Annotated in this window: 20 protein-coding genes; 3 read left to right on the top strand and 17 right to left on the bottom strand. The window is 73.6% G+C overall.

Features of this window, described 5'->3' with window-relative positions; all coding sequences use genetic code 11:
• Positions 1-59: 59 nt before the first annotated feature.
• The 5 genes from ffh to OG823_RS11505 all read right to left on the bottom strand — a co-directional run bounded on the left by ffh (position 60) and on the right by OG823_RS11505 (position 8,010).
• Entirely contained in the window at positions 60-1,628 is a 1,569-nt protein-coding gene (gene ffh / locus OG823_RS11485; RefSeq protein WP_371479375.1) for a signal recognition particle protein, read from the bottom strand.
• 318 nt (positions 1,629-1,946) lie between these two features.
• Positions 1,947-4,430 (bottom strand): [protein-PII] uridylyltransferase, encoded by a 2,484-nt coding sequence (locus OG823_RS11490; RefSeq protein ID WP_371479377.1) that lies wholly within the window; start codon positions 4,428-4,430, stop codon positions 1,947-1,949.
• A gap of 127 nt (positions 4,431-4,557) precedes the next feature.
• A complete protein-coding gene (locus OG823_RS11495) occupies positions 4,558-4,896 on the bottom strand; it encodes a P-II family nitrogen regulator (RefSeq protein WP_371479378.1) in 339 nt (112 codons plus the stop codon).
• Positions 4,896-6,245 (bottom strand): ammonium transporter, encoded by a 1,350-nt coding sequence (locus OG823_RS11500; protein ID WP_371479379.1) that lies wholly within the window; start codon positions 6,243-6,245, stop codon positions 4,896-4,898. Before OG823_RS11500 ends, OG823_RS11495 begins: the two co-directional genes overlap by 1 nt.
• A gap of 310 nt (positions 6,246-6,555) precedes the next feature.
• Positions 6,556-8,010, bottom strand: a complete 1,455-nt coding sequence (locus tag OG823_RS11505; protein ID WP_371479380.1) for a hypothetical protein — start codon at positions 8,008-8,010, stop codon at positions 6,556-6,558.
• Positions 8,011-8,665: 655 nt separating this feature from the next.
• Between OG823_RS11505 and OG823_RS11510 the strand changes: the two genes are divergently transcribed.
• Entirely contained in the window at positions 8,666-9,385 is a 720-nt protein-coding gene (locus OG823_RS11510) for a bifunctional DNA primase/polymerase (RefSeq protein WP_371479381.1), read from the top strand.
• Positions 9,386-9,516: 131 nt separating this feature from the next.
• Here the strand turns inward: OG823_RS11510 and ftsY are convergent, their stop codons facing one another.
• From ftsY to OG823_RS11530, 4 genes are all read right to left on the bottom strand, one after another.
• Positions 9,517-10,713, bottom strand: coding sequence for a signal recognition particle-docking protein FtsY (ftsY, locus tag OG823_RS11515; protein ID WP_371479382.1), 1,197 nt, complete (start codon positions 10,711-10,713; stop codon positions 9,517-9,519).
• Between the two features lie 272 nt (positions 10,714-10,985).
• Complete coding sequence (gene smc, locus OG823_RS11520) at positions 10,986-14,600, bottom strand: chromosome segregation protein SMC (RefSeq protein ID WP_371479383.1); 3,615 nt, start codon at positions 14,598-14,600, stop codon at positions 10,986-10,988.
• A 309-nt stretch (positions 14,601-14,909) separates the two neighbouring features.
• Positions 14,910-15,113, bottom strand: coding sequence for a hypothetical protein (locus OG823_RS11525; RefSeq protein WP_371479384.1), 204 nt, complete (start codon positions 15,111-15,113; stop codon positions 14,910-14,912).
• Positions 15,114-15,584: 471 nt separating this feature from the next.
• Entirely contained in the window at positions 15,585-15,878 is a 294-nt protein-coding gene (locus tag OG823_RS11530; RefSeq protein ID WP_371479385.1) for an acylphosphatase, read from the bottom strand.
• A gap of 147 nt (positions 15,879-16,025) precedes the next feature.
• On the opposite strand from OG823_RS11530, the gene OG823_RS11535 reads away from it, so the two are divergent.
• Positions 16,026-16,901, top strand: a complete 876-nt coding sequence (locus OG823_RS11535; RefSeq protein ID WP_371479386.1) for a CAP domain-containing protein — start codon at positions 16,026-16,028, stop codon at positions 16,899-16,901.
• Between the two features lie 151 nt (positions 16,902-17,052).
• Here the strand turns inward: OG823_RS11535 and OG823_RS11540 are convergent, their stop codons facing one another.
• Positions 17,053-18,444, bottom strand: a complete 1,392-nt coding sequence (locus OG823_RS11540) for a hypothetical protein (protein WP_371479387.1) — start codon at positions 18,442-18,444, stop codon at positions 17,053-17,055.
• A gap of 352 nt (positions 18,445-18,796) precedes the next feature.
• On the opposite strand from OG823_RS11540, the gene OG823_RS11545 reads away from it, so the two are divergent.
• A complete protein-coding gene (locus tag OG823_RS11545) occupies positions 18,797-19,714 on the top strand; it encodes a hypothetical protein (RefSeq protein WP_371479388.1) in 918 nt (305 codons plus the stop codon).
• A gap of 42 nt (positions 19,715-19,756) precedes the next feature.
• Here OG823_RS11545 and mutM read toward each other — a convergent pair whose 3' ends face one another.
• The 7 genes from mutM to rsmD form a co-directional block, all read right to left on the bottom strand.
• Positions 19,757-20,626 carry a bifunctional DNA-formamidopyrimidine glycosylase/DNA-(apurinic or apyrimidinic site) lyase gene (mutM, locus tag OG823_RS11550; protein WP_371479389.1) on the bottom strand — a complete coding sequence of 290 codons (870 nt, stop codon included), beginning with the start codon at positions 20,624-20,626 and terminating at the stop codon, positions 19,757-19,759.
• A gap of 116 nt (positions 20,627-20,742) precedes the next feature.
• On the bottom strand, positions 20,743-21,516 hold the full coding sequence (gene rnc / locus OG823_RS11555) for a ribonuclease III (RefSeq protein WP_371479390.1): 774 nt from the start codon (positions 21,514-21,516) through the stop codon (positions 20,743-20,745).
• Between the two features lie 20 nt (positions 21,517-21,536).
• Positions 21,537-21,710: a 50S ribosomal protein L32 gene (gene rpmF / locus OG823_RS11560; protein WP_030056747.1), complete on the bottom strand. Its 174-nt coding sequence runs from the start codon at positions 21,708-21,710 to the stop codon at positions 21,537-21,539.
• Positions 21,711-21,712: 2 nt separating this feature from the next.
• Complete coding sequence (locus OG823_RS11565) at positions 21,713-22,360, bottom strand: DUF177 domain-containing protein (protein WP_371479391.1); 648 nt, start codon at positions 22,358-22,360, stop codon at positions 21,713-21,715.
• A 190-nt stretch (positions 22,361-22,550) separates the two neighbouring features.
• Positions 22,551-23,810: a cell division initiation protein gene (locus tag OG823_RS11570; RefSeq protein WP_371479392.1), complete on the bottom strand. Its 1,260-nt coding sequence runs from the start codon at positions 23,808-23,810 to the stop codon at positions 22,551-22,553.
• Between the two features lie 185 nt (positions 23,811-23,995).
• A complete protein-coding gene (gene coaD, locus OG823_RS11575; RefSeq protein ID WP_371479393.1) occupies positions 23,996-24,484 on the bottom strand; it encodes a pantetheine-phosphate adenylyltransferase in 489 nt (162 codons plus the stop codon).
• Positions 24,485-24,530: 46 nt separating this feature from the next.
• Positions 24,531-25,115, bottom strand: coding sequence for a 16S rRNA (guanine(966)-N(2))-methyltransferase RsmD (rsmD, locus tag OG823_RS11580; RefSeq protein ID WP_371479394.1), 585 nt, complete (start codon positions 25,113-25,115; stop codon positions 24,531-24,533).
• Between the last annotated feature and the right edge of the window lie 45 nt (positions 25,116-25,160).

Genomic DNA, 25,160 nt, shown 5'->3' on the forward strand with positions numbered 1-25,160 from the left:
GTACCGGGTGGCGGGCCGAAGCGGTGGAGCGGGAGCGCCCCGGGGGGCTCCGAGCCGGGTCAGAGCAGGTCCTTGAACTCCTTGGGGAGCTCGAAGTCGGCCGGGCCCTTGCCCGCACCGAGCCCGAACGCGCCACCCTCGGCGGGAGCCTGCTGGCCGGCGCCCGGGCCGAGGGCGCGGCGCTCAGCGGCGGCCTGCTCCTCCTGCGCCCGCTTCAGCGGGTTGCCGGACTTCTTGCGGCCCTTGGCGGGCTGGGACTTCTTGCCGGACTTCTTCGCACCGCCGCCCATGCCCGGGATGCCGGGCATACCGGGCATGCCCTTGCCGGAGGCCATCGCGGACATCATCTTGCGGGCCTCGAAGAACCGCTCGACCAGGTTGTTGACCTCACCGACGCCGGTGCCCGAACCCTTGGCGATGCGCAGCCGGCGCGAGCCGTTGATGAGCTTGGGGTCGGTCCGCTCGGCCGGGGTCATCGACTTGATGATCGCGCCGACGCGGTTGACGTCCTTGTCGTCGATGTTGTTGATCTGCTCGCGGATCTGGCCCATGCCCGGCAGCATGCCGAGCAGCTTGGAGATCGAGCCCATCTTCTGGACCTGCTCCAGCTGCGACAGGAAGTCGTCGAGCGTGAAGTCCTTGCCGCCGCCCTGCAGCTTGGAGGCGATCTTCTCGGCCTCGGCCTGCGAGAAGGTCTGCTCGGCCTTCTCGATCAGGGAGAGCATGTCGCCCATGCCGAGGATGCGCGAGGCCATCCGGTCCGGGTGGAAGGCGTCGAACTCGTCGACCTTCTCGCCGTTGGAGGCGAACATGATCTGCCGGCCGGTGACGTGCGCGACCGAGAGGGCCGCGCCACCACGGGCGTCGCCGTCGAGCTTGGAGAGCACCACACCGGTGAAGTCGACGCCGTCGAGGAAGGCCTGTGCGGTGGTGACCGCGTCCTGGCCGATCATCGCGTCGACGACGAAGAGGACCTCGTCCGGGTTGACCGCGGCCCGGATGTCGGCGGCCTGCTGCATCAGGTCGGCGTCGATGCCGAGGCGGCCGGCGGTGTCGACGATGACGACGTCGTACTGCTTCTGCTTGGCGTACTCGATCGAGTCGCGGGCGACCTTGACCGGGTCGCCGACGCCGTTGCCCGGTTCGGGGGCGTAGATCGCCACACCGGCGCGCTCGGCGACGACGGTCAGCTGGTTGACGGCGTTGGGGCGCTGGAGGTCACAGGCCACGAGCAGCGGCGTGTGCTTCTGCGACTTCAGCCAATAGCCGAGCTTGCCCGCGAGGGTGGTCTTACCGGCACCCTGCAGACCGGCCAGCATGATCACCGTCGGGCCGGTCTTGGCGAACCGGACCCTTCGGGTCTCGCCGCCGAGGATGTTGATGAGCTCCTCGTTGACGATCTTGATGATCTGCTGGGCCGGGTTCAGCGCACCGGACACCTCGGCGCCGAGCGCCCGGTCCTTGACCTGCTTGATGAAGGCCCGGACCACCGGCAGCGCGACATCCGCTTCGAGCAGCGCGATCCGGATCTCGCGGGCGGTGGCGTCGATGTCCGCCTCGCTGAGGCGGCCCTTGCCCCGGAGGTTCTTGAACGTCGCTGCGAGGCGATCGGAAAGAGTGTCGAACACGTCGTCGCGGGTCCCTTGCGGCATCGATACGGGTACGGTCGTCGCCCCCAGGGTATCCGGCCGCCCCGGGTACGGTCTCCACCCCTGGGGCGGCGGCCTTCGGCCGAGCGGCGCGGCCCCGGACGTCGGCACCGCGAACCGGCACCGCGAACCGGCACCGCGAACCGGCGCGGGAGCCCCGGCGGCGCCGCGACCCGGGCGGCTCCCGGCCCGTCCGTGGGCGGCTCCCGGCCCGTCCGCGGGCAGCTCCCGGCCCGTCCGCGGGGGGGGCGCCCGACTCTCCGACGCGCCGGCCGCCGGAGCCTCCGCGCCCCCGGCTCACCCGAGCGCCGCCTGCACCTGGGCCGCCACCTCCGCGGCCCGCTGCTGGGCCAGCGGCCGGCCGGCCGGGTCGGTGACGTAGAAGGCGTCGACGGCGTCCGCCCCGAGCGTGGAGATGTGCGCGGTGCGCACCCGCACGCCCGCCTCGTCCAGCGCGCGGCCGATCCGGTGCAGCAGGCCGGGGGCGTCGTGGGCCCGGACCTCCAGGACGGTGGCGGTCGCGGAGGCCCCGCCCGGGGCGACCGACACCACCGGCGGCGGGGTGCTGATCCCGCGCCGCCGGGGCGCCGCGGCGTCGCGTTCGGCGAGCTTGCGCGAGACGTCCAGCGAGCCCTCCAGGGCCCGGCGCAGGTCGGCCCGCAGGCGCGCCGCCTCGGGGAGGTCGCCGAACTCGGCGGTGACCGTCCAGGAGATCAGCAGGACGGCTCCGACGCCGATCGGGTCCAGTTCGCGCAGCCCGGCCGCGCGGACGGTGAGGCGGTGCAGGGCGAGCACGCCGGCGACGGTGCCGAGCAGGCCGGGGCGATCGGGGATGGCCAGGGTCAGATCGACGCCCATCGCCTCGGTGGCGAAGGACTCCAGGTCGCTCCGGGCGTGCAGGGAGAGCGCCGGGCCCTGGGTGCGGGCCGCCTCGATGGCGAGGCGCTCCTCCTCCGCGGTCGGTTCGGCGTCCGTCGGATGGGCGCCGCCGACGCCGAAGGCCGGGGGCTGACCGCCGCCCGCCAGCTGCGCGGCCGCGCGACCGACCAGGCCGTCCACCAGCGAGGCCCGCCAGCTGCTCCAGGCGGCCGGGCCGGTCGCGGTGGCGTCGGCCTCGGTGAGCGCGTGCAGCAGTTCCAGGTGCGAGGCGGTGCCGACGACCTTGGTGATCAGGTCGACGGTGGCGGGGTCGTCCGGGTCGCGCCGGGTCGCGGTGTCGACCAGCGTCAGGTGGTGGCGCACCAGCAGCGCGAGGGTCTCGGTGTCGGCGTGGTCGAAGCCCATCCGGACGGCCACGTCGCGGACGATCACCTCCCCCGCCTCCGAGTGGTCGCCCGGCCAGCCCTTGCCGATGTCGTGCAGCAGCGCCGCGACCAGCAGCAGGTCGGGGCGGGCCACCCGGCGGGTCATCGCGGCGGCCCGGACCGCCGTCTCGACCAGGTGCCGGTCGACCGTCCAGCGGTGCACGGCGTTGCGCTGCGGGCGGCATCGCACCCGCTCCCAGTCCGGCAGCAGCCGGGTGATCAGCCCCTCCGCCTCCAGCGCCTCCCAGACCGGGACGCACGCCTCCCCCGCGCCCAACAGTGTGACCAGCTGCTCGCGGGCCTCGTCCGGCCAGGGCACCGGCAGCGGTCTGGCCTCGGCGGCGAGCCGCCGCACGGTCGCGTAGGAGATGGTGAGGCCGGCCTGTGCGGCGGCCGCGGCGGCGCGCAGCGGCAGCACCGGATCGTTGGCGGGCCGGGCGCCCTGGGCGAGGACGGCCTCGCCGTCCTGCTCGACCACGCCCTCGGCGAGCGGACGGCGCTCGACGGCGCCGCGGGCCACCGCGCCGGTGCCGCGCCCCACGCCGCTGAACGGGAAGGTGAGCCGGGACGAGCGGCGGCCCCGCGCGGAGCGGGCCGCGAGGACCCGCTCGACGGCGCGCCAGGTGACGTCCCCGGCGTAGCTGACGGTGCGGGCGCACTCGTAGACCTGGCGCAGCAGCGTGTCGGCGTCCAGCACGCCGAGGGCGGCCGCCACCTGGTCCTGGTCCTGGAGGCTGAGGCGGTCGGTGGCCCGGCCGGTCGTCAGGTGCAGCGCGTCGCGGACGTCGCTGAGACGCCGGGCGGCGGCCTCCAGCCCGTCGCGCGGGGCGTCGGCGAGCCAGGAGGCGGCGATCGCGTTGAGGGCGACGACGTCGCGCAGGCCGCCCCTGGCCTCCTTGAGGTCCGGCTCCAGCAGGAAGGAGAGCTCGCCGTGCCGCTCGGCCCGCTCCGCGCAGAGCTCGTGCAGCTCGGGCAGGCGGGTGGCGGCGGTCGCCCGCCAGTCGGACAGGACGGCGGAGCGCAGCGAGGCGGTGAGGGCGCCGTCACCGGCGATGTGCCGGGCGTCCAGCAGGCCGAGCTGGGCCTTGAGGTCCTCGGCGGCGACCGAGCGGGCCTCGGCGACGGTCCGCACGGAGTGGTCCAGGGCGGCGGCGTTGTCCCAGACGGGATACCAGATGCGCTCCGGCAGGGCGCTGTCGATCGGGCCCTCGTGCAGCAGCAGGACGTCGAGGTCGCTGCGCGGGGAGAGCTCGCCGCGGCCGTAGCCGCCGACCGCGACCAGGGCCACCCCCGGCGGGGCGTCGGCGGCGGTGAGCAGGCCGGACAGCCAGCGGTCGGTGAGTGCGGCCAGTGCGGCCCGGCGCTCGGCGCCGGTGACGGACGGGTCGGCGAACAGGCGGGCGCGGGCGCCGCCGTAGTCGGTGGGCCCGTCCTGCGCGTCGGCGGGCGGGGAAGGAGGGTTGGCGTCGGTCGTCATGTCGAGATCCCCATCCGTCGTCCGGGCGCTGCACGGGCCTGATATGCCGTCAGCGGACCTGCGGCCGGAGACCGGCCGCAGATCCGCGTGAGGTGGTATCGAGAGGAATGCTAGATCCAGCGGTGGGCTAGAGGGCGTCGGGCCCGCGCTCGCCGGTCCGGACCCGGACGGCGGTCTCGACCGGGACGCTCCAGACCTTGCCGTCGCCGATCTTGCCGGTCCGGGCGGCCTTCACCAGGACGTCGATCAGCTGCTCGGCGTCGTCGTCCTCGACCAGCACCTCGATCCGGACCTTCGGTACCAGGTCGACGGTGTACTCCGCGCCCCGGTAGACCTCGGTGTGACCGCGCTGGCGACCGTAGCCGCTGGCCTCCGTCACGGTGAGGCCGTGCACTCCGAAGGCCTGCAGGGCGGCCTTCACGTCGTCCAGCCGGTGCGGCTTGATGACCGCGGTGATGAGCTTCATCAGGCGTCGACCTCAGTCTTCTCGGCGGTGCTGGCGGTGGTACCGGCGGACTTGGCGGCGGCCTTCTCGACACCCGACACCGCGCGGCTCAGGCTGGCGCCCATCGCGCTGAAGTCGTACGCGGACTCGGCGTGCTCGGCCTGGTCGATGCCGGCCACCTCGACGTCCTCGGTGACCCGGAAGCCGATGGTCTTGTGGATCGCGGTGCCGAGCAGCCAGGACATCACGAAGGAGTAGACCGCGACCGCTGCCACGCCCATCGCCTGCTTGCCGAGCTGGTCGAGGCCGCCGCCGTAGAACAGGCCCTTGGCGGTCTGGCCGACGCCACCGGTGGCGAAGAGGCCGATGAGCAGCGAGCCGATCGCACCGCCGACGGCGTGCACGCCGACCACGTCGAGCGAGTCGTCGAAGCCGAAGCGGTACTTGAGGCTGATCGCCGCGGCGCAGGCCGCGCCGGCGATCAGGCCGATCGCGATCGAGCCGAGCGGGCTGACCGAGCCGCAGGCGGGGGTGATGGCGACCAGGCCGGCGACGGCGCCCGAGGCGGCACCCAGCGTGGTGAACGCGCCGTGCTTGAGCTTCTCGTAGACGAGCCAGCCGAGGACCGCGGCGGCGGTGGCGATCTGGGTGTTGATCAGGGCCATCGACGCGACGCCGTTGGCGGCCAGTGCCGAGCCCGCGTTGAAGCCGAACCAGCCGAACCACAGCAGACCGGAACCGAGCATCACCAGCGGCAGGCTGTGCGGGCGCATGGGGTCACGCTTGAAGCCGACCCGCTTGCCGAGCACCAGGCAGAGCGCGAGGCCCGCCACACCGGCGTTGATGTGGACCGCGGTGCCACCGGCGAAGTCGATCACACCGTTGCGGTCGCCGAGCCAGCCGCCGTTGCCGCCGTCGAAGAAGAAGACCCAGTGCGCGACGGGGAAGTAGACCACGCTCACCCAGAGGGCGATGAACAGGGCCCAGGCGCCGAACTTGGCCCGGTCCGCGATCGCGCCGCTGATCAGGGCGGGGGTGATGATGGCGAACATCAGCTGGAAGGCGGCGAAGGTGGTGGTGGGGATGGTGCCGGTCAGCTGGTTGAGGCCGATGCCGCGCATCCCCAGGAAGTCGAGGTTGCCGATCAGGCCGGCGCCGGCGTCGGGGCCGAAGCTGAGGGTGTAGCCGTAGAGAACCCAGAGCACGCTGACGATCGCGAGCGAAATGAAGCTCATGACCAGCATGTTGAGTGTGCTCTTGACCCTGACCATGCCCCCGTAGAAGAAGGCCAGGCCCGGGGTCATCAACATGACCAGGGCCGCACTGATGAGCACAAAGGCGGTATCGCCTGCGCTGAAGCCGTCCGGCATCGGCGTCTCCTCGTGAATGAATGCCGCTCCACCCGTGGGTACCTGTCCCGTGCCACCCGGGGTGTCGGCGATGAGAAGGAGAGTGTCGAAGGCGGGTTTCGGCCGATGCGGCTGGGTGTTTCACGGCCGTGACGACGTGAACGCCCGGGTTACGCGGACGTGAACTACGGCCGTGCCATGACAGGACATGGGTTACCGTTCGGCCGCACAGCACGAGGAGTGCTCAAACGATCACCGACCGTGGGGGCGGCGGCCCCCACGGTCGGTGATCGGTTTCGGTGGACGGCCGGTGATGGCCGGATCCGTGCGGTCAGACCGCCGAGGCGAACTCCGGGATCTCCTGGACCACCCGGTCGGCCAGCCGGCTGACCCCGGGCACTCCCCTGAAGGTGCGGTTGGCCGCCTCCGAGGTCTTGCGGACCCGGGTGTTCAGCCGCTCCGAGCGCACCTTGGCGGCGATGTCCACCGCCTGCTCGGCCATCACGGCGGCCTGCTCGGGCTCGTTCTGCAGCAGGTGCACACTGGCCATGCCGACCAGGTTGAAGGCGTACGAGCGGACATGGTCCTCGTCCTGGCGGAACAGGTCGACGGCCCGCTCCATCACCGGTGCCGCCATCGAGGCGTACAGCTCGCTCCGGCTGGAGTGGTAGGCGAGGTCGCGGTAGGAGTGGGCGTTCTCGGCGTTGAGCTCGGCCGCCGAGAAGAACTTCAGCCAGTCCGGGTCGTTGTCGCCCTCGCGGATGTCGGTGAAGGTGTCCTCCGCCAGCCGGACGGCCCGGGCACAGCGGTTGACCTCGCCGATCGTCGAGTACGCGCGCGCCTCCATCGCGTACAGCAGGGACTGCTGCTTGGGGGTGGCGGAGTCGCGGCTGCCGTACTGGGCGAGGTGAATCAGCTCCAGGGCGTCCTCGCCGCGGTTGAGGTGGATCATCTGGCGGCTCATGTCGGTGAGGATGAGCGCGCCGAAGGGACGGTCGCCCGCCTCCTTGGCGGCGTGCAGCGCGAGCACGTAGTACTTCTGCGCGCTGGGGTGCATGCCGACGTCGTAGGACATCCAGCCGGCGAGGTGGGCGAGTTCGGCGGTGAGCCGGAACAGCCTGCGGGTGGTCTGCTCGGGGTAGCTCTCCTGCAGCAGGTCGGTGACCTCGTGCAGTTGGCCGACCACGGCCTTGCGGCGCAGACCTCCGCCGTTCTGGGCGTCCCACTGGCGGAACATGACCGTGGTCTGTTCCAGCAGCTCCAGTTCGGGCTCGGAGAGCCGGCCGCTGAACGGCTCGCCGCCGTTGGCGGCGGCCAGGATCGGGGTGGGCGCGCCGCCGGGGCCGGGGGTCAGCCAGCGCTGCATCGGCTCGATCAGCGCGGCCCCGGCCGTCAGGGCCAGCGAAGTGCCCAGGAAGCCTCGCCGGTTGAGCATCAGGTCGCTGCGCGAGTACTCGCTGATCAGCTGGACCGTCTGCGGGGCGCTCCACGGCAGGTCGACGCCGCCGCCGACGGTCGAGACCGGGACGGCCACCCGCAGGCCGAGATCCTCCACCGAGACCACCGAGCCGAACCGTTCGGAGAACAGCTCCGACATGATCTTCGGAATCGGCTCGCGCGGCTGTTCGCCGTCCAGCCAGCGGCGCACCCGTGAGGTGTCGGTGGAGACGTGGTGCGCCCCGATCTGGCGGGCCCGGCGGTTGACCTGCCGGGCCAACTCGCCCTTGGACCAGCCGCTTCGGCCGAACCACGAGGTCAACTTCTCGTTGGGTTGCTTCTCTGCCATGGGAACGTCCCCATCCCGCCCGGCCCCGCCCACGGGGCCCCGCTCGTGGTGCCCGACGGTCGCGGGCGCTTCCTAGACGTGCCGTACCTGTTGGTGATCGTGCGCTGCCGTGCCCGCACAGTGCCCGTGGTGCCCTCGCGCCGCCGTGTCGCGCCGCTCCCGTACTGGTGTTCCACCGCTCACGAGCGACTCGTCGACTCCCCAACTCCCCTCCGGGGACGGGCCGGAGTGGACGAGGTGTCGCGGCCGGTGAGCTGAACGTAACGCCCTTTCGACCATCCGGGGGAGCATCGCCGGGGAAACGCCACCTTTCGCCACCCCCACGAGTGAACTGTGGGCGGTCAGCACACGGTTCACTGGATGCTCCGAGCCGCCCGGCATATGCAGGGCGCCAAGTCACCACCGGAGCACCACCCGTACGGCAATCGGCAGGAGCCCCGCGGGAGTTTGCCCGCCCGGCCGGCCCCCGGGCGGGCCCGCTCCCCGAGGATCCCCCCGGCCGCCCGGCCGGCGGGGGCGATCCCCGGATCACACCGGACGAACTGGCGCACGCGGACCTCTGCGCGCCGTCCACGCACCACGCGCACCACATCGGACAATCGATGCACCGTCACCATCCCGTAACCACCGGCAACGAGAACCTGTTGGGGGAGGCATGGACAACCTGTTCGGCGATCTTCGGCTGGGACACCTGCGGCTCGCACCGCGCGGCACCCGGCGTCGCACCCGCGCCACCGCGTTCCAGGCTGCGGCCGAGTACACCGGCCGCTGGGGCTGGGCGGTCGCCACCGGCCGGGCGCCCGGCGGCGCACGCCCGGCGGTCCGCTCCGGTCCGCCGACGGGCTGCCCCTGCGGCGCGGCCCGCTGCGCGGCGCCCGGTCTGCACCCCGCCACCGGCGCCGAACCGCCCACCGGCTCCGCCCCGCGGCCGCTCGCCGGAGCGCGCGGCGCCGAGGGAGCCGTGCTGTTCCCCACCGGCCGGGCCTTCGACGCCCTGGACGTGCCGGAGCAGGCCGGCCTCCAGGCGCTGGTCCGGCTGGAGCGGATGGGCACCCAGGTCGGCCCGGTGCTGGCGGCGCCGACCGGACGCCTGCAGTTCCTGGTGGCGGCGGGCACCGCCCGGATGCTGCCGGACCTGCTCTACCGGATGGGCTGGGACGACGCCGAGCTCGATCTCGCCTGTCACGGCGAGGGCAGCTACGTCGCCGCCCCGCCGACCGTCCTGGAGGGGCTCGGCCCGGTCCGCTGGCTGCGCCGGCCGACCCGGGACAACGCGAGCTGTCCGCCGGAGGCCCGCCTGCTGCTCGGCACCCTGGCCTACGCCTGTCATCGCAGCCGCGAGCGGAGCGCCGAGCCCGCCTGGATCGCGTCCTGATCAGGGCGCCGCGGCGCCGGTGAACGGCGAAGGGCCACTCCCCCCACAGGGGAACCGCGAAGGGCCGCTCCCCCCGCAGGAGAACGGCCCTCGGTGCCGGCCCCGGGCCTCGGCCCAGGACCGGATGGCGGTCAGTCGCCGATCAGCGCGTCGACGAACGCGGCGGGCTCGAACGGCGCGAGGTCGTCCGCGCCCTCGCCCAGCCCGATCAGCTTGACCGGGACGCCCAGCTCCCGCTGCACCGCGATCACGATGCCGCCCTTGGCGGTGCCGTCCAGCTTGGTCAGCACGATGCCGGTGATGTCGACGACCTCGGCGAAGACCCTGGCCTGCACCAGCCCGTTCTGGCCGGTGGTGGCGTCGAGCACGAGCAGTACCTCGTCCACCGGGCCGTGCTTCTCGACGACCCGCTTGACCTTGCCCAGCTCGTCCATCAGGCCGGTCTTGGTGTGCAGCCGGCCTGCGGTGTCCACCAGGACGGTGTCGGCGCCCTCGGCGATGCCCTCCTTGACCGCGTCGAAGGCGACCGAGGCCGGGTCGCCGCCCTCGGGGCCGCGCACGGTCCGCGCACCGACCCGCTCGCCCCAGGTCTGCAGCTGGTCGGCGGCGGCCGCCCGGAAGGTGTCGGCCGCGCCGAGCACCACCTTGCGGCCGTCGGCCACCAGTACCCGGCCGAGCTTGCCCGAGGTCGTGGTCTTGCCGACGCCGTTGACGCCGACCACCAGCACGACGGCCGGGCGGCCGTCCGCGCGCTTGGCGGTGTGCAGCGTACGGTCGACGTCCGCGCCGATCAGGCCGACGAGCTCCTCGTGCAGCAGGCCGCGCAGCTCGGCCGGGGTCCGGGTGCCGAGCACCTTGACCCTGGTCCGCAGGCTCTCCACCAGCTCCTGGGTGGGCTTCACGCCGACGTCGGCGATCAGCAGGGTCTCCTCGATCTCCTCCCAGGTGTCCTCGTCCAGACGCTCGCGGGAGAGCAGCGTGAGCAGGCCCTTGCCGAGGGAGTTCTGCGAACGGGACAGCCGCGAACGCAGCCGGACCAGCCGGCCCGCGGTCGGCTCGGGGATCTCCAGGGGCGGCGCGAGCTCGGCCTCCTCGACCGGCGGGAGCTCGACCTCCTCGACGGTCTGCACCGGCTCCTCGACCGGCGCGGCGGCCTCGTCCCCGACCTGGGGCTCGGGCCTGGGTTCCGTCGGCGCCTTCGGCGCCGTGATGACCGGCGCCGAGGCCTTCGGCGGCAGCTCCCTGCGTCGCCTCCCGCCGACGACCAGACCCGCGATCGCGCCGATGACGGCCACCGCGATGATCACGGCAAGGATCACGAATTCCACATCAAACTCCTTCGCTGGGTGCCCGCCCGTGAGGCCGGGAGTACTGGTGATCCTTAGCCCGGCGGCCCGGAGCGCCGCCGCTTCACTGCCCGGCCGCCGCCCGTGCCGTCCGGCAGCGGTCGTGGCCCGCCGCCGTCGGAGTGCCCTCCGGTGGCAGGGTGCGCAGCCCCCTCGCGGGGCGAGAGGGAGGAGTCACAACGCTCCCAGTATCGGTGACCGGCCCGTGGAAGCGGCACACGCCCGGCCCGGGGCGGGTGCCCGGCGGGCGGGGGTCAGCGGGCGACCGGCCCCGGCTCCCGGCGCTCTCCCCCGGCCCGGCCGGCGGCCGGTACGCCGGCCCGCAGCCGCTGGCTGATCACCTGCGAGATCCCGTCGCCCTTCATGGTCACGCCGTACAGCGCGTCGGCGCATTCCATGGTGAGTTTCTGGTGGGTGATCACGATCAGCTGGGAGCTCTCCCGCAGCTCCTCCATGATCGCGATCAGCCGGCGCAGGTTGGTCTCGTCCAGCGCCGCCTCCACCTCGTCCATCACGTAGAACGGGCTGGGCCGCGCCTTGAAGATCGACACCAGCAGGGCCACCGCCGTGAGGGAGCGCTCACCGCCGGAGAGCAGGGACAGCCGCTTGACCCGCTTGCCCGGCGGACGCGCCTCCACCTCCACCCCGGTGGTCAGCATGTCGTCGGGGTCGGTCAGCACCAGCCGCCCCTCGCCGCCCGGGAAGAGCCGCGAGAAGACGCCCTCGAACTGCGCCGCCGTGTCCAGGTAGGCGGCGGTGAACAGCTGCTCGACCCTGAGATCGACGTCCTTGACGATCTCCAGCAGGTCGCGCCGGCTGCGCTTGAGGTCGTCCAACTGCTCGCCCAGGAACGAGTGCCGCTCCTCCAGCGCCTCGAACTCCTCCAGCGCCAGCGGATTGACCCTGCCCAGCTGCTGGTACGCCCGCTCGGCGGCGCGCAGTCGCTTCTCCTGCTCGCTCCGGACGTACGGCCCGGGCGCGCCCGGCTCCTGCCCGTCCTCCGGGACGGACGGCGGTACCGGCCGGTCCGGTCCGAAGCCGGCGAGCAGTTCGCCGGCCTCGATCCCGAACTCCTCCAGGGACCTCGCCTCCAGCTGCTCGATCCGCAGCCGCTGCTCGGCGCGCAGCACCTCGTCGCGATGGCCGGCGTCGACCAGCGCGTCCAGTTCGCTCTTGAGTTCGCGTCCGTGCTCGCGCCCGGCCCGCAGTTCGCTCTCCCGGTCGCCCCGGTCCTGCTCCACCTGCGCCCGCTCGGCGTCGGCCCGGGAGAGCGAGACCTCCAGGCAGGCGAGCAGCTGCCGGGCGCCGGCCGCGACGGCGTTCGCCACAACCCCCTCGTGCTCGGCCCGCCGGCGTCCGGCCGCCGCCCGCGCGCGGGCCTCCCGCTCGGCCCGCGCCGAGCGCTCCAGCTGGTCGGCCCGGCCCGCCAGCCCCCGGACCCGCTCCTCGTGGGTGCGCACGGCCAACCTGGTCTCCAGTTCGACCTGCCGGGCCCGGGCGGACTCCTCGGTCAACCGGGCCTGTTCACAGGCGTCGGGCTCCTGTTCCTCCGACGCGGCCGACTCCTCGACCGCGGCGAGCCGCCGCGCCGACTCCTCGGCCGCGGCCAGCGCCTCTTCCACGCCCTCCTCGGCCCGGGCCGCCGAGGCGGCGAGCCGCTGCGCCTCGCCGACCGCGGCCCTGGCCTGACCGCCGAGCCGCCCCAACGCGCCCGCCACCCGGGCCCGCTCCTTCTCCGCCTGCCGGACCCCCAGAGCCAGTCGCTCCACCTCGGCGACCGCCTCCCGGCGCTGCCCGCCGGCCTCGGCGAGCCGCTCGGCCAGCTGCGCGCACCGGGCGTCCAGCTCCTCGATCGCGTGGGCGGCCTCCTCCACCGCGGCCCGGGTCTCCAGCAGGCTCGGCGCACCGGCCGAGCCACCCTGTGCGAAGCCCGCGCCCAGGCGGTCGCCGTCCGCCGTGTAGGCCACCACCTCGCTTTCCTCCCGCACCAGTTGCTGCGCCTCCTCCAGACCGGCCACCACCACGGCGCCGGCCAGCAGGGCCCGCACCGCGGGCAGCAGTGCGGCCGGGCCGTCCACCAGGTCCGCGGCCCGGCGGGCACCGTCGGGCAGCCTGGCGGGCGGCTGCCGGTGCCCGTCGTACGGCGGCCGGCCCGCGATCAGCAGCGCGGCCCGGCCCGCGTCCTCCTTGCGGAGCAGGCGCAGCGCCTGCGCGGCGGCGTCCAGGCCGTCCACCGCGACGGCGTCCGCCGCCGCCCCGAGGGCCGCGGCGACGGCCGTCTCGTGTCCCGCTTCGACCTTCAGCAGTGCGGCGGCCGGCCCGAGCAGCCCGGCGAGCCGGTCCGAGGCGGCGAGCAGCGCGCCGCTGCCGTCCTTGCGGCGCAGCCCGAGGGCGAGCGCCTCCCGGCGGGCGGCGGCGGCGGCCCGCTCCCGCTCGGCGGTGCCCACCGCGTCCCGGACGGCGGCGAGTTCACGCTCCCGTTCGCCGAGCGCGGCGCGGGCCCGCTGATGGCCGGCTTCCAGCTCGTCGTCCTGCTCCGCCAGGCCGTCCACCTCGTCCTGGAGCTGCTGGAACTCCTGCTGGGCGGCCTCGGCGCGCACCAGTGCCTCGTCCCTGGCCTCGGCGAGGCGGCCGATCTCGGCCTGCACGCCGGCCGCCTTCGAGCGGGCCGCGGTTGCCTGCCCCTGCAGCCTGGCCAGACCCTCGCGCCGGTCCGCGACGGCGCGCGCGGCGGCCTTCAACCGGCTTTCCTCCTGCTGGAGTTCACGCTCCCGCTCGGCCCGGGTCTCGACCGCCTCGGCCAGCGCGTACCGCGCCTGTTCCAGCGCCTCGGCGAGCTCGCTCTCCTCATCCCGGACCCGCTCTGCCTCGTGCTCCAGCTCCTGCGGGTCGCGCCCGGGCCGCTCCTGCGCCAGGCCGCTGCTGAGCGCGTGCCGGGCCCTGGCCTCGGCCAGGCCGACGGTTCCCCTGGCCCGTTCGGTCAACGCGGAGAGCCGGTACCAGGTCTGCCTGGCCTCCTCCAGGCGCGGTCCGAGCTGCTGGACCTGCGCCTCCAGGACGGCTTCGCGCTGCTGGGCGCGGGCGAGTTCCTGCTCCACCACCGAGCGGCGCCGGCGCAGCGCCAGTTCGTCCGCGATCTCGGCCTCGGCGGCGTGGCGGAGTGTCAGCAGGTCGTCCGCCAGCAGCCGCAGCCTGGCGTCGCGCAGGTCGGCCTGGATCCCGGCCGCGCGCCGGGCGATCTTCGCCTGGCGTCCGAGCGGCCCGAGCTGCCGACGGAGTTCGGCCACGAGATCCTGGACGCGGTTGAGGTTGACCTGCATCGCGTCCAGCTTGCGCAGCGCCTTCTCCTTGCGCTTGCGGTGCTTGAGGACGCCTGCCGCCTCCTCGATGAAGGCCCGGCGGCCCATCGGGTCGGCCTGCAGCACGGAGTCCAGTCGGCCCTGACCCACGATCACGTGCATCTCGCGGCCGATGCCGGAGTCGGAGAGCAGCTCCTGGATGTCGAGCAGGCGGCAGGTGTCCCCGTTCAGCGCGTACTCGCTGCCGCCGTTGCGGAACATCGTGCGGGTGATCGTCACCTCGGCGTAGTCGATGGGCAGCGCGCCGTCGGTGTTGTCGATGGTGAGGCTGACCTCGGCCCGGCCGAGGGGGCTTCGCCCGCTCGTCCCGGCGAAGATGACGTCCTCCATCTTGCCGCCGCGCAGCGACTTGGCGCCCTGCTCGCCCATCACCCAGGACAGCGCGTCCACCACGTTGGACTTGCCGGAGCCGTTGGGGCCGACCACACAGGTGATGCCCGGCTCGAAGCGCAGCGTGGTGGCGGAGGCGAAGGACTTGAAACCGCGCAGGGTCAGGCTCTTCAGGTGCACGCGCCGGCTCTCCTCGTCACTCGCCCGACCCCCCGGCGACTGTATCCGGCCGGGCTGCCGGACGGTTTCAGGCCCGCGGACGGCAGGCATCCGGACGGTTTCAGGTGCGCGGCCGAGGGGAACCTAAGCGGCAGGGGGTCGGACAGGGGGCGATGACGCAGGGCCGGAGACGACGCGCAGAGCGGTGCGGCGACGGCCCTGGCGCGCCGGGAGACGACGAAGGGACGCCGGTCAGGGCGTCCCTTGCAAGCTGCGTCCCTTGCGGGAGCTCAGTGCACAACGGCGTCGATCAGCGGAGCCAACCGGGGATCAGGTGAGTGCCGGCTCGCGCTGGTCCAGATCGATGCTGCTGAGCAGCGAGTGCTCGTCAGCGACAGCGGCGAGAGCGTCGTTCTCGGCCTGCATCCGAATGAGCTCGGACTCCAGATCCTGAACGCGCTGCTGCAGCCGTCGCATCTCGGTGAGCATTCGCGGGTCGGGGCCGCCGACGTACCCGAGAAGCGCCTTTGCCATGATGAGTGGTCCTCCACGCTGAGTGACCGAACCTGAGCGGTATGGGTCTAGGGGGAAGGGGGACGCACGCGCGTCGCGCCACCGGCAGTGCTGGCTGGGCACTACGGAACAGCCACCGTGAGCTGGGCTCACGAGGGCATGCACCTACCGGGAAAACGCGGTCGTGTGCGCGGGTTTCCAGCGTCTCACCAAAGACGGAACGGGTCAACACGATCACCGCACGCTACCGCGCCCCTGTCACCTGCACGGCGGAGGAGTCACGCCGGGCGGTCTCGGGCGGGGGTCCACCGGTGCGTGCCGGTGGATCACTGCTCGATGCGGAGTCAACCACGAGTCTGCCCGGAAGGCAACCGCACGACACCGGCAGTTCCGTACGGAATGGCCCAGTCCGCCTTGCGGTCCCGTCCGAAGCGGCCGAACGGCGTCCTGCCAGGCGATTCGTCCGATGCGCCCGACCGGCGCACCGGCCGCTCAGCGGATCGCGAAGCCGTCGTAGCCGTCGCCGGTCGCCGTCCAGATCTCGGTCACGCCGGTGACCGCCCCGGGAGTGCCCGGGCCGCGCAGCAGGGCCAGCAGCCGCTCGCAGTCGGCGGGCAGGCCCTCCGCCACCACCTGCACCCGGCCGTCGCCGAGGTTGCTCGCATAACCGGTCAGGCCGATCTCCAGCGCCCGGGCCCGCGTCCACCAGCGGAAGCCCACCTGCTGGACCCTGCCGCGCACCCATGCGGTGGCCCGGACGGGTTCGTTGCTGTCACGACCATGCATGCCCACGACCCTATCCGGGCCACCGGGCGGCCGCTCCCGGCGGCCACACTCCCCCCACCTCTCCTTTTCCGTCCATCCTCTCCCGTCACTGCCGGTATGCCCTAGAGTCCTCACCGATCGCTCACAGTTTCGGGAGGGGCCAGCGCCATGGCACGACACGCACGCGGTCCGCAGCCCGCAGCCGAGTACTCCCCCGCTCAGGAGCCCGCCGGCCGGGCCGACCGCCGGCGCGCCAAGGCGGCCCGTCAGAAGCGCCGCAGGACGGGCGGACTGCTCGCGATCTGCGCCACCGCGCTCGCCGCCGGCGCCGGCGGCGTGGTCAGCGGGGTCCTGCCGGCGCCGGGAATGAGCGTGGCCGCGGGCGACCTGACCGTGGGCGGCCTGCCGCCGGCCGGCAGCAGCGGGCCCGCCGACGCCGGGGCGTCCGCGCCGTCCGGCTCGGCGCGCGGGGACGCCTCGCCGGCGGCCGACCGAGGCGAGGCCCGCTCACCGCTGGCCTCCCCCTCCGCGACGGCCTCGCCCACCGCCTCGCCCACGGCCACCCCGACGGCCACCGCCGCAGCACCGTCGCCCACCGCCACCACCACCACGCCCCGTCCGAGCGCCACCGCGAAGACCTCGCCCTCCGCAAGCCCGGCCAAGAAGGCCGCCGGCCCCGCCGCGGCCGTCCTCTCCCTGGTCAACGAGCAGCGCGCGCAGGCCGGCTGCGGGCCGGTGACCGCCGACGCGCGACTGGACGCGCTGGCACAGGCGTTCAGCGACGACATGGCCGCCCGTGGCTTCTTCGACCACACCGACCCGGACGGCCACACTCCGTGGGACCGCGCCAAGGCGGCCGGCATCTCCAACCTCGGCGGCGAGAACATCGCCCGGGGCCAGGCCACCCCCGAGGCGGTGATGACCGCCTGGATGAACAGCCCGGGCCACCGCGCCAATATCCTGAACTGCAACTTCACCACGCTGGGTGTGGGCGTCCACCAGGGGTCGGGCGGGCCCTGGTGGACACAGGACTTCGGCTTCTGAGCGGCGCCGCCGACCTACGTCACCCCTGAACGGTCACCTCTGAACCGTCACGCCTGAACCGTCGCGCCTCGACGCGCCTGCGGCGCGGCTCCCGTACCCCGGGGCCGCGCCGCAGTCTTCGCCCGTCGCCGGCGGGCGCGCCGGTCAGCGCTCAGAATCCGCCGCCGAAATCCCCTCCACCGCCGCCGTCGAAGCCGCCACCGCCGCCGAAATCGCCACCGCCGCCGTCGAAGCCGCCGAAGTCCTGGGAATCGAAGTCCCCACCGGAGAAGTCGCCGCCGTCGACATCGCCACCGTCCTGGTCGCCGTCGAAACCGCCGTGCTGGCCGGGCGTGCCCCAGGCCTGGCCACCGCCCGTCATCGAGCCGAGCATGGTGCCGACCAGCAGGCCCGGCAGCAGCCCGCCGCCCCCGTACCCGCCGAAGTAGCCGCCCGCCCACGGGCCGTAGGCCGGGCCGGCGTTCCAGTACGGCTGCGGACCGTGCTCGGTCGCGACCGTACGGATGTCCGGTTCCTGGCCGGAGGCGAGCCGGACGGCGTCCGCCGCGCAGACCGGGACGGGACGGGTGGCGCCGCCGCCCGGCGCCCACTCGGTGTCCTGCACGGACGGGCCGTGCCGGGGGTCGAAGAAGCACGGCGGACGGCGCTCGGGCAGCGGCCGCCCCTCGCGCCTGGCCGCCAGCGTGGCCAGGGCGAAGCGGCCGCCCTCCAGCGCCTCGGTGACCGCCGTGACGTCCTCCGGACCCTTCGCCTCGTCCATGGTGCGCTTGGCGCGCTCGTACGAGTCCAGTCCCTGCGTGTAGTCACCGCGCTGGGCGTCGTCCGCGTCCGGGGCGCCGGGGCTGAAGTCGAGCCGGTCGAGCTCCTCGCCGAAGGCCGTGATGTCCTCGTCGACGACCCGGCGCAGCTGGTCGAGCTCGGCCCGGCGCCGCTCCTCCTTGCGCTTCCCGGCGCGCCGGAACAGCAGCAGGACACCGCCGCCGGCCAGCGCCAGCAGCGCGAGTGGGACGACGATCGCGGCCACCGGGACGCCGCCCCCGGAGGAGGCCACCCCGTGGCCCTTGACCTGCGGCAGGGCCTGGTCGACGAAGTCGGTGACGGTGCCGTTGACGTCGCCCGGGTGGGAGCGCAGGGCCGCACCGGCGATCTTGTCGGCCGTGGCCGGGGCGAGCGCGGCCCGGTCCGAACGGGCCAGGAACCGGTCGCCGCGCCAGATCGCGTAGGTGCCCACGATGCCGACCTTGGTCCGCAGGTCCTCGAAGACCGTCCGGGCCGCGTAGTCGTCGGTGGCCGGCACGACCGCCACGAACACCGGCTTGTCGGCGGCCTTGATCCTCGCCGCCAGGGCGTCGGCCTGGCTCCGGCTGAACCGGCCCTCCATCGCCGGGTCGACGAAGACCTGGCTCTGCTTGAGGGCCGAGGTGGCGGCGTCCAGGCCGCCCGCCGCGGAGGCTGCCGGGGCCAGCAGGAGCAGCAGCCCGAGCAGCACCGCCACCAGGGCCGCGGGCCCGGCGGCCGGGGAACGTCGAGCAAGTGGTCTCATGGCACCGACGCTACCGCCCCGGCCCCGGGCCCTTCACCCCTGGCCGCCCGCCGAGCCCGGTCCGGGACGGGCGCGTGAGCGCCGCGCTCCGATCGCCCGGGGCGCAGCGCGCCGCGCGGCGGGACCCGGGCCGCGGGACCCGGGCCGCGGGACCCGGGCCGCACGCTGCCCGTCCGTCGCCCCGGGCGGGCCGCGCCACCACCGCGACCGGGCATAGTGGTGCCTGTCCGCCCGCCGTACCGGCCACGTCCCGGCCGCCCGCGCATACCTCGCACTCCCCCGCACGTCACTCCCCGCACGTCAGTCCCCCTGCCTCCTTCTCAACCTCCCTCTCTCCCGATCGGAGCATGTGGTGTTCATCGGCCTCGTGACCGCTGTCGGAGCCTCGGTCTGCTACGGCACCGGCTCCGTCCTCCAGGCCGTCGGCTCCCGCCGCTCCGCGCGTGAGGAGGCCGCCGCGCGGGGCCGCGAGGCCGGAATCACCGAGCACGGCGGCCCGAGCCTCGCCTCGACCGCGAAGGCCGTTGTCACCTGGGAGTTCATCCTCGGCACGGTGCTCGACTTCGTCGGGTTCCTGCTGGGGGCCCTGTCCGCGCGGCTGCTCCCGCTGTTCCTCTCCCAGACGGTCATCAGCGCGAATCTGGTCGTCACGGCGCTGCTGAGCGTCAGGCTGCTGGGCCTCCGGCTCAAGCGTCCGGAGTGGGCGTCGATCGGCGTCCTCTGCGCGGCCCTGGTCCTGTTGGCGGTGGCCGCCGGGCCGGAGGGCGGCCACGACGTCGCGGCGGCGGTGCACTGGTGGCTGCTGGGCGTCTCGGTCGTCCTGATCGCCGGCGGCAGCCTGCTCGTACGCCGGCTCGGCGCGGGCGCCGCGATCGCGGCGGGTCTGCTCTCCGGCCTGGGGTTCGGCGCCCTGGGCGTCGGCGTGCGGATCCTGGACGGCCTCGACCCGTTCGCGCTCGGCGAGCTGCTGAGCGACCCCGCCCTGTACGCGATCCTGATCGGCGGCCTCGGCGGGATGTACCTGCACACGGTCGCGCTGCAGACCGGCTCGGTCAACGGCGCGACGGCCGCCCTGGTCGTCGGCGAGACGGTCGTGCCCGGCGTGGTCGGCGTCGTCTGGCTGGGCGACTCCGCACGGGACGGCCTGGGCTGGCTGGCCGCCTTCGGATTCGTCCTCGCGGTGGTCTCGGCCGTCTGCGTGGCCCACTTCGGGGAGAGCGAGCAGGAGATCGACGCCGACCCGCAGGCGGCGGCGCTCAGCGAGCACTGACCTCCGGCGGCCGCGGTCGGCGCGGCGCCCTGCCGCAGCCGGTCAGCGCGGGCGCGGGACGGGCTGGCAGCGCGGGCAGAAGTAGCTGGAGCGGTTCATCCAGGCCGCACGGCGGATCGGGGTCCCGCAGCGGCCGCAGGGCTCGCCCTCGCGCCCGTAGGCGTCCAGGTCGCGGGAGAAGTAGCCGCTCTGACCGTTCACGTTGACGTAGAGACTGTCGAAGCTGGTGCCGCCGACGGCCAGCGCCGCGTTCATCACCTCGCGGGCGTGCGCGAGCAGCAGGACGCCCTGCGGACGGGTGAGGGCGGCGGTCGGCCGGTCGTAGTGCAGCCGGGCGCGCCAGAGCGCCTCGTCGGCGTAGATGTTGCCGACGCCGCTGATCAGGGTCTGGTCGAGCAGCGCCCGCTTGACGGTGGTGCGCTTGGCCCGCAGCGCGGCGATGAAGGCGCCGTCGTCGAAGCGCGGGTCCAGCGGGTCACGGGCGATGTGCGCGATGGAGACCGGGGTGCCCTCCGAGTCCCCCTCCTGCGCCTCCTCGACGGCGAGGCCGCCGAACGTCCGCTGGTCCACGAAGCGCAGTTCGCGTCCGCCGTCGGTGAAACGCAGGCGCACGCGCAGGTGGGTCTCGTCGGGCGCGGACGGGTCCTGGACGAGGAGCTGACCGCTCATCCCGAGGTGGCCGATCAGCGAGAAACCCGTGCCGGTGCCGGTCAGGGGCACCCAGAGGTACTTGCCGCGCCGCCGGGCCCCGCCGAGGGTGGTGCCGGTGAGGCGGGCCGTGAAGTCGGCGGCCCCGGCCGGCTGCCGGCGGACGGCGCGCGGGTGCAGCACCTGGACCTCGGCGACGGTGCGGTCCGCCACCCAGTCGGCCAGCCCGCGCCGGACGACCTCCACCTCGGGAAGTTCGGGCATGGCGTCCTCCGGCCGTCGCGGTTCGTCGGACCCGTGAGCGGGCTCAGGGGGCGGTACTCGGCGCCCGGTGGACCCGAGGCCGATCGCCGCGGGCCGGGCCACCGGGGGCTCGGGGCTCAGGCGTCGCCGGGCAGGCTGTCCGCGTACTTGGCCTTGATCGCGCGCCAGGCGCTCTCGGCGGCCTTCTGCTCGGCTTCCTTCTTCGAGCGTCCCACGCCACTGCCGAAGTCCTGTCCGGCCACCCGGGCGGCGGCGGTGAAGGACTTCTCGTGGTCCGGGCCGGACTCCTCGATGACGTACTCGGGCACGCCGATGCCGGCGGCCGCGGTGAGTTCCTGGAGGCTGGTCTTCCAGTCCAGTCCGGCCCCGAGCTGAGAGGACTCCTCGATCAGCGGGTCGAACAGGCGGTGGACGAAGTCGGTCGCGGCGTCCAGGCCCTGGTCCAGGTAGACGGCGCCGATGACGGCTTCGACGGTGTCGGCGAGGATCGACGACTTGTCGCGGCCGCCGGTGCCCTCCTCACCCTTGCCGAGGCGGATGAAGGTGCCGAGTTCGAGGCCGCGGCCGACCTCGGCGAGCGCGCGGGAGTTGACCACCGCGGCGCGAAGCTTGGCGAGCGTGCCCTCGGGGACGTCCGGGTGGACGCGGTAGAGGGTGTCCGTGACCACCAGGCCCAGCACCGAGTCGCCGAGGAACTCCAGGCGCTCGTTGGTGGGCAGTCCGCCGTTCTCGTAGGCGAAGCTGCGGTGGGTCAGGGCACGTACCAGAAGGGCGCGCTCGAGTGTGTACCCGAGGCGCCCTTCCAGGACGTCGTATTCGGTCGAAGCCGGCCCGCCGCCCTTGCTTCCGTTGGCAGAAGCCTGCTTGCGGGATGAGTTACTGTCCGACATCGATCCGTGCACCCCGCCGATCAGACCGAGAGGACCTGGCGACGGTTGTACGTGCCGCAGCTCGGGCACGCGATGTGACCCAGCTTCGGCTCGTGGCAGCGGTCGCACGCCACGAGGGCGGGGACAACGGCCTTCCAGTTGGACCGGCGGTGGCGCGTGTTGCTGCGCGACATCTTCCGCTTCGGAACAGCCACGGCTACTTCTCCTGGTTCTCGGCGGCACCCTCACGGGTGTCGCTGGTCTTGATTCCGTCACCCTCGTCGCCAGGGGCGGCGGAGAGTCCCTGCAGAGCCGCCCACCGGGGGTCGGCGGCGTCATGGTGGTGCGTCGGGTCGTCGCTCAGGCGTACTCCGCATTCGGAGCACAGGCCCAGGCAGTCTTCCTGGCACACCGGCTGCAGCGGCAGTGCGAGCACCACCGCGTCACGCAGCACCGGCTGGAGGTCGAAGTAATCGCCCTCCAGGCGGTAAGTCTCTTCTTCGTCGTCCTCGTCGAGGTCGTCGGCGGCGCCCGCGGAGCGGCCGCGCACCTTCTCGTCGGACTCCGGGTAGTAGAACAGCTCCTGGAAGTCGACGTCGATCGCGTCCTCGACCGGCTCCAGGCAGCGTACGCACTCACCCTCGACGCGCGCCTCGGCGGTACCCGTGACGAGAACGCCCTCGACCACGGACTCCAGGCGGAGCTCCACGGTGATCCGGCTCTTCTCGGGCACACCGATCACGTCGATGATGCCCAGGCCCTCGGGGGCCTCCACGGGACGGGTCACCTTGCGCAGCGAGCCGGGGCGACGGCCGAGCTCGTGCGTGTCGAACACGAGGGGGTCGCGGTGGTCGAGGCGGTTCAAGGTGTCCTGACTTCCTGAGGCGGCACGCGTGGTGCGTGGCGCGGGTGGTTCGTACGGGGTGCGGCGCTGCGCTTCGCTACGATGCGCGGGCAGCCGGACCGGACCGGCGCGAACAGGCCGGAGTGGTCAGACTACCGGACACTCCGGCCAGGCCCAACTTCGCGCCGTCCGCCCTTGCCCGGCCGGGCCCTCAGCGGCCGCCGAGCTCCCGCAGCCTGGTCATGTCGATCATGCTGGTGTCGAAGAAGCTGGTCTCGTCCAGACCGGGCTGCTGGGAGGCCTGCTGGGGCAGCGCGAGCTGGCCCGATCCCTGCTGATGACCGTGCTGGTAGCCGTCGGCCGCGGGCACCGGGTTGCCCCAGGCGTCGTACTGCACGCCCTCCTGCCCCGTGAACCCGCCCTGCTGCTGGTAGCCGCCGGGGTCGACGGGGTTGCCCCAGGCGTCCTGCTGGGCGGGTGCCTGCGCGGGGTAGCCGGGCTGCTGCTGGTAGGCGTACTGGTTGCCGTACGGGTCCTGCCCGCCCTGGGACGACTGGTCGAAACCCCCGCCGTAGACGTCCGCGTACTGGGTGCCCTCGGGGGCGCCCGCGTACTGCGCCGCGGCCGGGTAGGCGGCCTCGCCCGGATCCTGCCAGCCGGCCGCGGCCGGGGTCTGCTCGGGCCAGCTCTGCTGCTGCGGCACGTCCTCCGCCCGGTACCAGGGCTGCTCGTCGGCGTTCGTCCCGTCGCCGTAGCCGTCGGCGAACCCGGCGGCGACCGCCTCGGCGCGGTTCTTGAGGTGCTGCGCCTCGTCGGCCGCGGCCAGGTAGGCGCCCAGGTCGTCGACGGGGGCCTTGCCGATCAGCTTGTCGCGGCCCTTGCCGACGGCCTCCAGCGTCTTGCTGAGGACGATCTCCAGGGTGGCGAGCTTCACATCGACGTACTCGTCGACCTCGGGGCTCGGGCTGATCCGCGGCTGGAACTCCTCGCCGTCGCTCTCGGCGTCCGGCTCGGTCTCGAAGACGCTGGAGTCGCCGCGCAGCTTGGTGCGGCCGCGGCCGACGGCGCCGAGCGTCTTGGTGAGCACGACCTCGAAGTTGGCCAGCTTGCTGTCCACGTAGTCGTCGGCCTCGACGCGCTTGGCCTCCACCTCGGCGTGGGCCTCGGCCAGGATGCGGTCCGCCTCGGCCTGCGCCCGGCGGACCACCTCGGTGTCGGAGATCAGCGACCCGCGCTCGGCGTGCGCGCCCTGGATGATGCGCTCGGCCTCGGCCTCGGCCCCGGCCACCACCTGCTCGTGGTCGGCCATCACCGACTGGGCGTGCGCCAGTTCGGCGGGCAGCGCCCCCCGGAGATCCTGGAGCAGCCCGACGAGTTCGGCGCGGTTCACCACACAGGAGGCCGACATCGGCATCGACCGGGCGTTCTCGACGGCCGCGACGATCTGGTCGACCTTGTTCTGCACGTCCACGGGGCTTCGTCTTTCCGTGTGCCGCCGACGTCCGGCGGAGGCAGGCCCGGCGCGGTGCACCTCACCGCAGGGCAGGAGTACAGACTGTACGGCCACTGCGGCGAGAGCTCACAACACCTGGGCCGGGCCGACCGTCCGGCAGGGGGGCAGCTGGTGACGAAGCGGCAGAAAAGGGACCGTCCGGACTACTGCTCCTGCCGCTCGGCGATCCGCTCGACCAGCCGGCGGTTCACCGTCTCCGGCAGCAGGTGGGAGACGTCGCCGCCGTACGAGGCGACCTCCTTGACCAGGCTGGACGAGAGGAAGCTGTACGTCGGCGAGGTCGGCACGAAGAGCGTCTCGACACCGGTCAGACCGTGGTTCATCTGCGCCATCTGCAGCTCGTAGTCGAAGTCGCTGACCGCCCGCAGGCCCTTGATGATCGCGGGGATGCCGCGGTCCCGGCAGAAGTCCACCAGCAGGCCGGCGTGCGAGTCCACCTCGATGTTGCCGTAGTGCCCGCAGGTCTCCTCGATCAGCGCGATCCGCTCCTCGACGCTGAACAGCCCCTGCTTGTTCCTGTTGATCAGCACCGCGACGTGCACCACGTCGTACAGCTTCGAGGCCCGCTCGATGATGTCGAGGTGGCCGTTGGTGATCGGGTCGAACGATCCGGGACAGACGGCGCGACGCATGAGGTGTGCTCCCTCGTGGGGGTCGGTGCTGCGGGTGGTGGCCCGGCTACGAGTGTTGCCGGGTCTCGGCGGCGGCGCGACCGTACCAGAGGGTGCCTTCGCCGTACCGGCGCGAGCGCAGCACTTCGAAGCCCTCGGGCCAGTCGAACCCACCGCCCCTGGTGCTGCGCTCCACGGTGACGAGTGCGTCGTCCGCGAGCCAGCCCCCGGCCGCCATTGTGATCAGCATCTCGCGCACCTCCTCGTCCGTGACGGCGTACGGCGGGTCGAGGAAGACCAGGTCGTAGCCGCTCTCCGGAGGCCGTCCGGCGATCACCCGCTCGGCCCGGTCGGCCCGCACCTCGACGCCGGGCAGCGCGACGATCCGGACGTTCTCCCGGATCACCTTCGCCGCCTGCGCGTCGGCCTCGACCAGCAGCACGTGCTCGGCGCCGCGCGAGAGCGCCTCCAGGCCGACCGCGCCCGAACCGCCGAAGAGGTCCAGCATCCGGGCGCCGTGCAGGGTGCCGCGCAGCGACTCCAGGGTGGAGAACATCGCCTCGCGGGCCTTGTCGGAGGTCGGCCGGGTGCTCCGGCCGGGCGGCACGGCCAGGCGGCGGCCGCCGGCCGTCCCGGCGATCACGCGGGTCATGGGGTGGGGTGTCCTTTCGTGGCGGAGTCCCGCCGGCCGGCCGGC

The organism is Kitasatospora sp. NBC_00315 (assembly GCF_041435095.1).
Lineage (GTDB): Bacteria > Actinomycetota > Actinomycetes > Streptomycetales > Streptomycetaceae > Kitasatospora.

Coding starts and splice junctions, on each gene's coding strand:
- OG823_RS11540 (WP_371479387.1), bottom strand. CDS start 18,444: ATGAGACCACTTGCTCGACGTTCCCCGGCCGCCGGGCCCGCGGCCCTG.
- coaD (WP_371479393.1), bottom strand. CDS start 24,484: ATGCGTCGCGCCGTCTGTCCCGGATCGTTCGACCCGATCACCAACGGC.
- rsmD (WP_371479394.1), bottom strand. CDS start 25,115: ATGACCCGCGTGATCGCCGGGACGGCCGGCGGCCGCCGCCTGGCCGTG.
- OG823_RS11490 (WP_371479377.1), bottom strand. CDS start 4,430: ATGACGACCGACGCCAACCCTCCTTCCCCGCCCGCCGACGCGCAGGAC.
- mutM (WP_371479389.1), bottom strand. CDS start 20,626: ATGCCCGAACTTCCCGAGGTGGAGGTCGTCCGGCGCGGGCTGGCCGAC.
- OG823_RS11500 (WP_371479379.1), bottom strand. CDS start 6,245: ATGCCGGACGGCTTCAGCGCAGGCGATACCGCCTTTGTGCTCATCAGT.
- OG823_RS11530 (WP_371479385.1), bottom strand. CDS start 15,878: ATGCATGGTCGTGACAGCAACGAACCCGTCCGGGCCACCGCATGGGTG.
- rnc (WP_371479390.1), bottom strand. CDS start 21,516: ATGTCGGACAGTAACTCATCCCGCAAGCAGGCTTCTGCCAACGGAAGC.
- OG823_RS11510 (WP_371479381.1), top strand. CDS start 8,666: ATGGACAACCTGTTCGGCGATCTTCGGCTGGGACACCTGCGGCTCGCA.
- OG823_RS11505 (WP_371479380.1), bottom strand. CDS start 8,010: ATGGCAGAGAAGCAACCCAACGAGAAGTTGACCTCGTGGTTCGGCCGA.
- OG823_RS11525 (WP_371479384.1), bottom strand. CDS start 15,113: ATGGCAAAGGCGCTTCTCGGGTACGTCGGCGGCCCCGACCCGCGAATG.
- OG823_RS11535 (WP_371479386.1), top strand. CDS start 16,026: ATGGCACGACACGCACGCGGTCCGCAGCCCGCAGCCGAGTACTCCCCC.
- OG823_RS11495 (WP_371479378.1), bottom strand. CDS start 4,896: ATGAAGCTCATCACCGCGGTCATCAAGCCGCACCGGCTGGACGACGTG.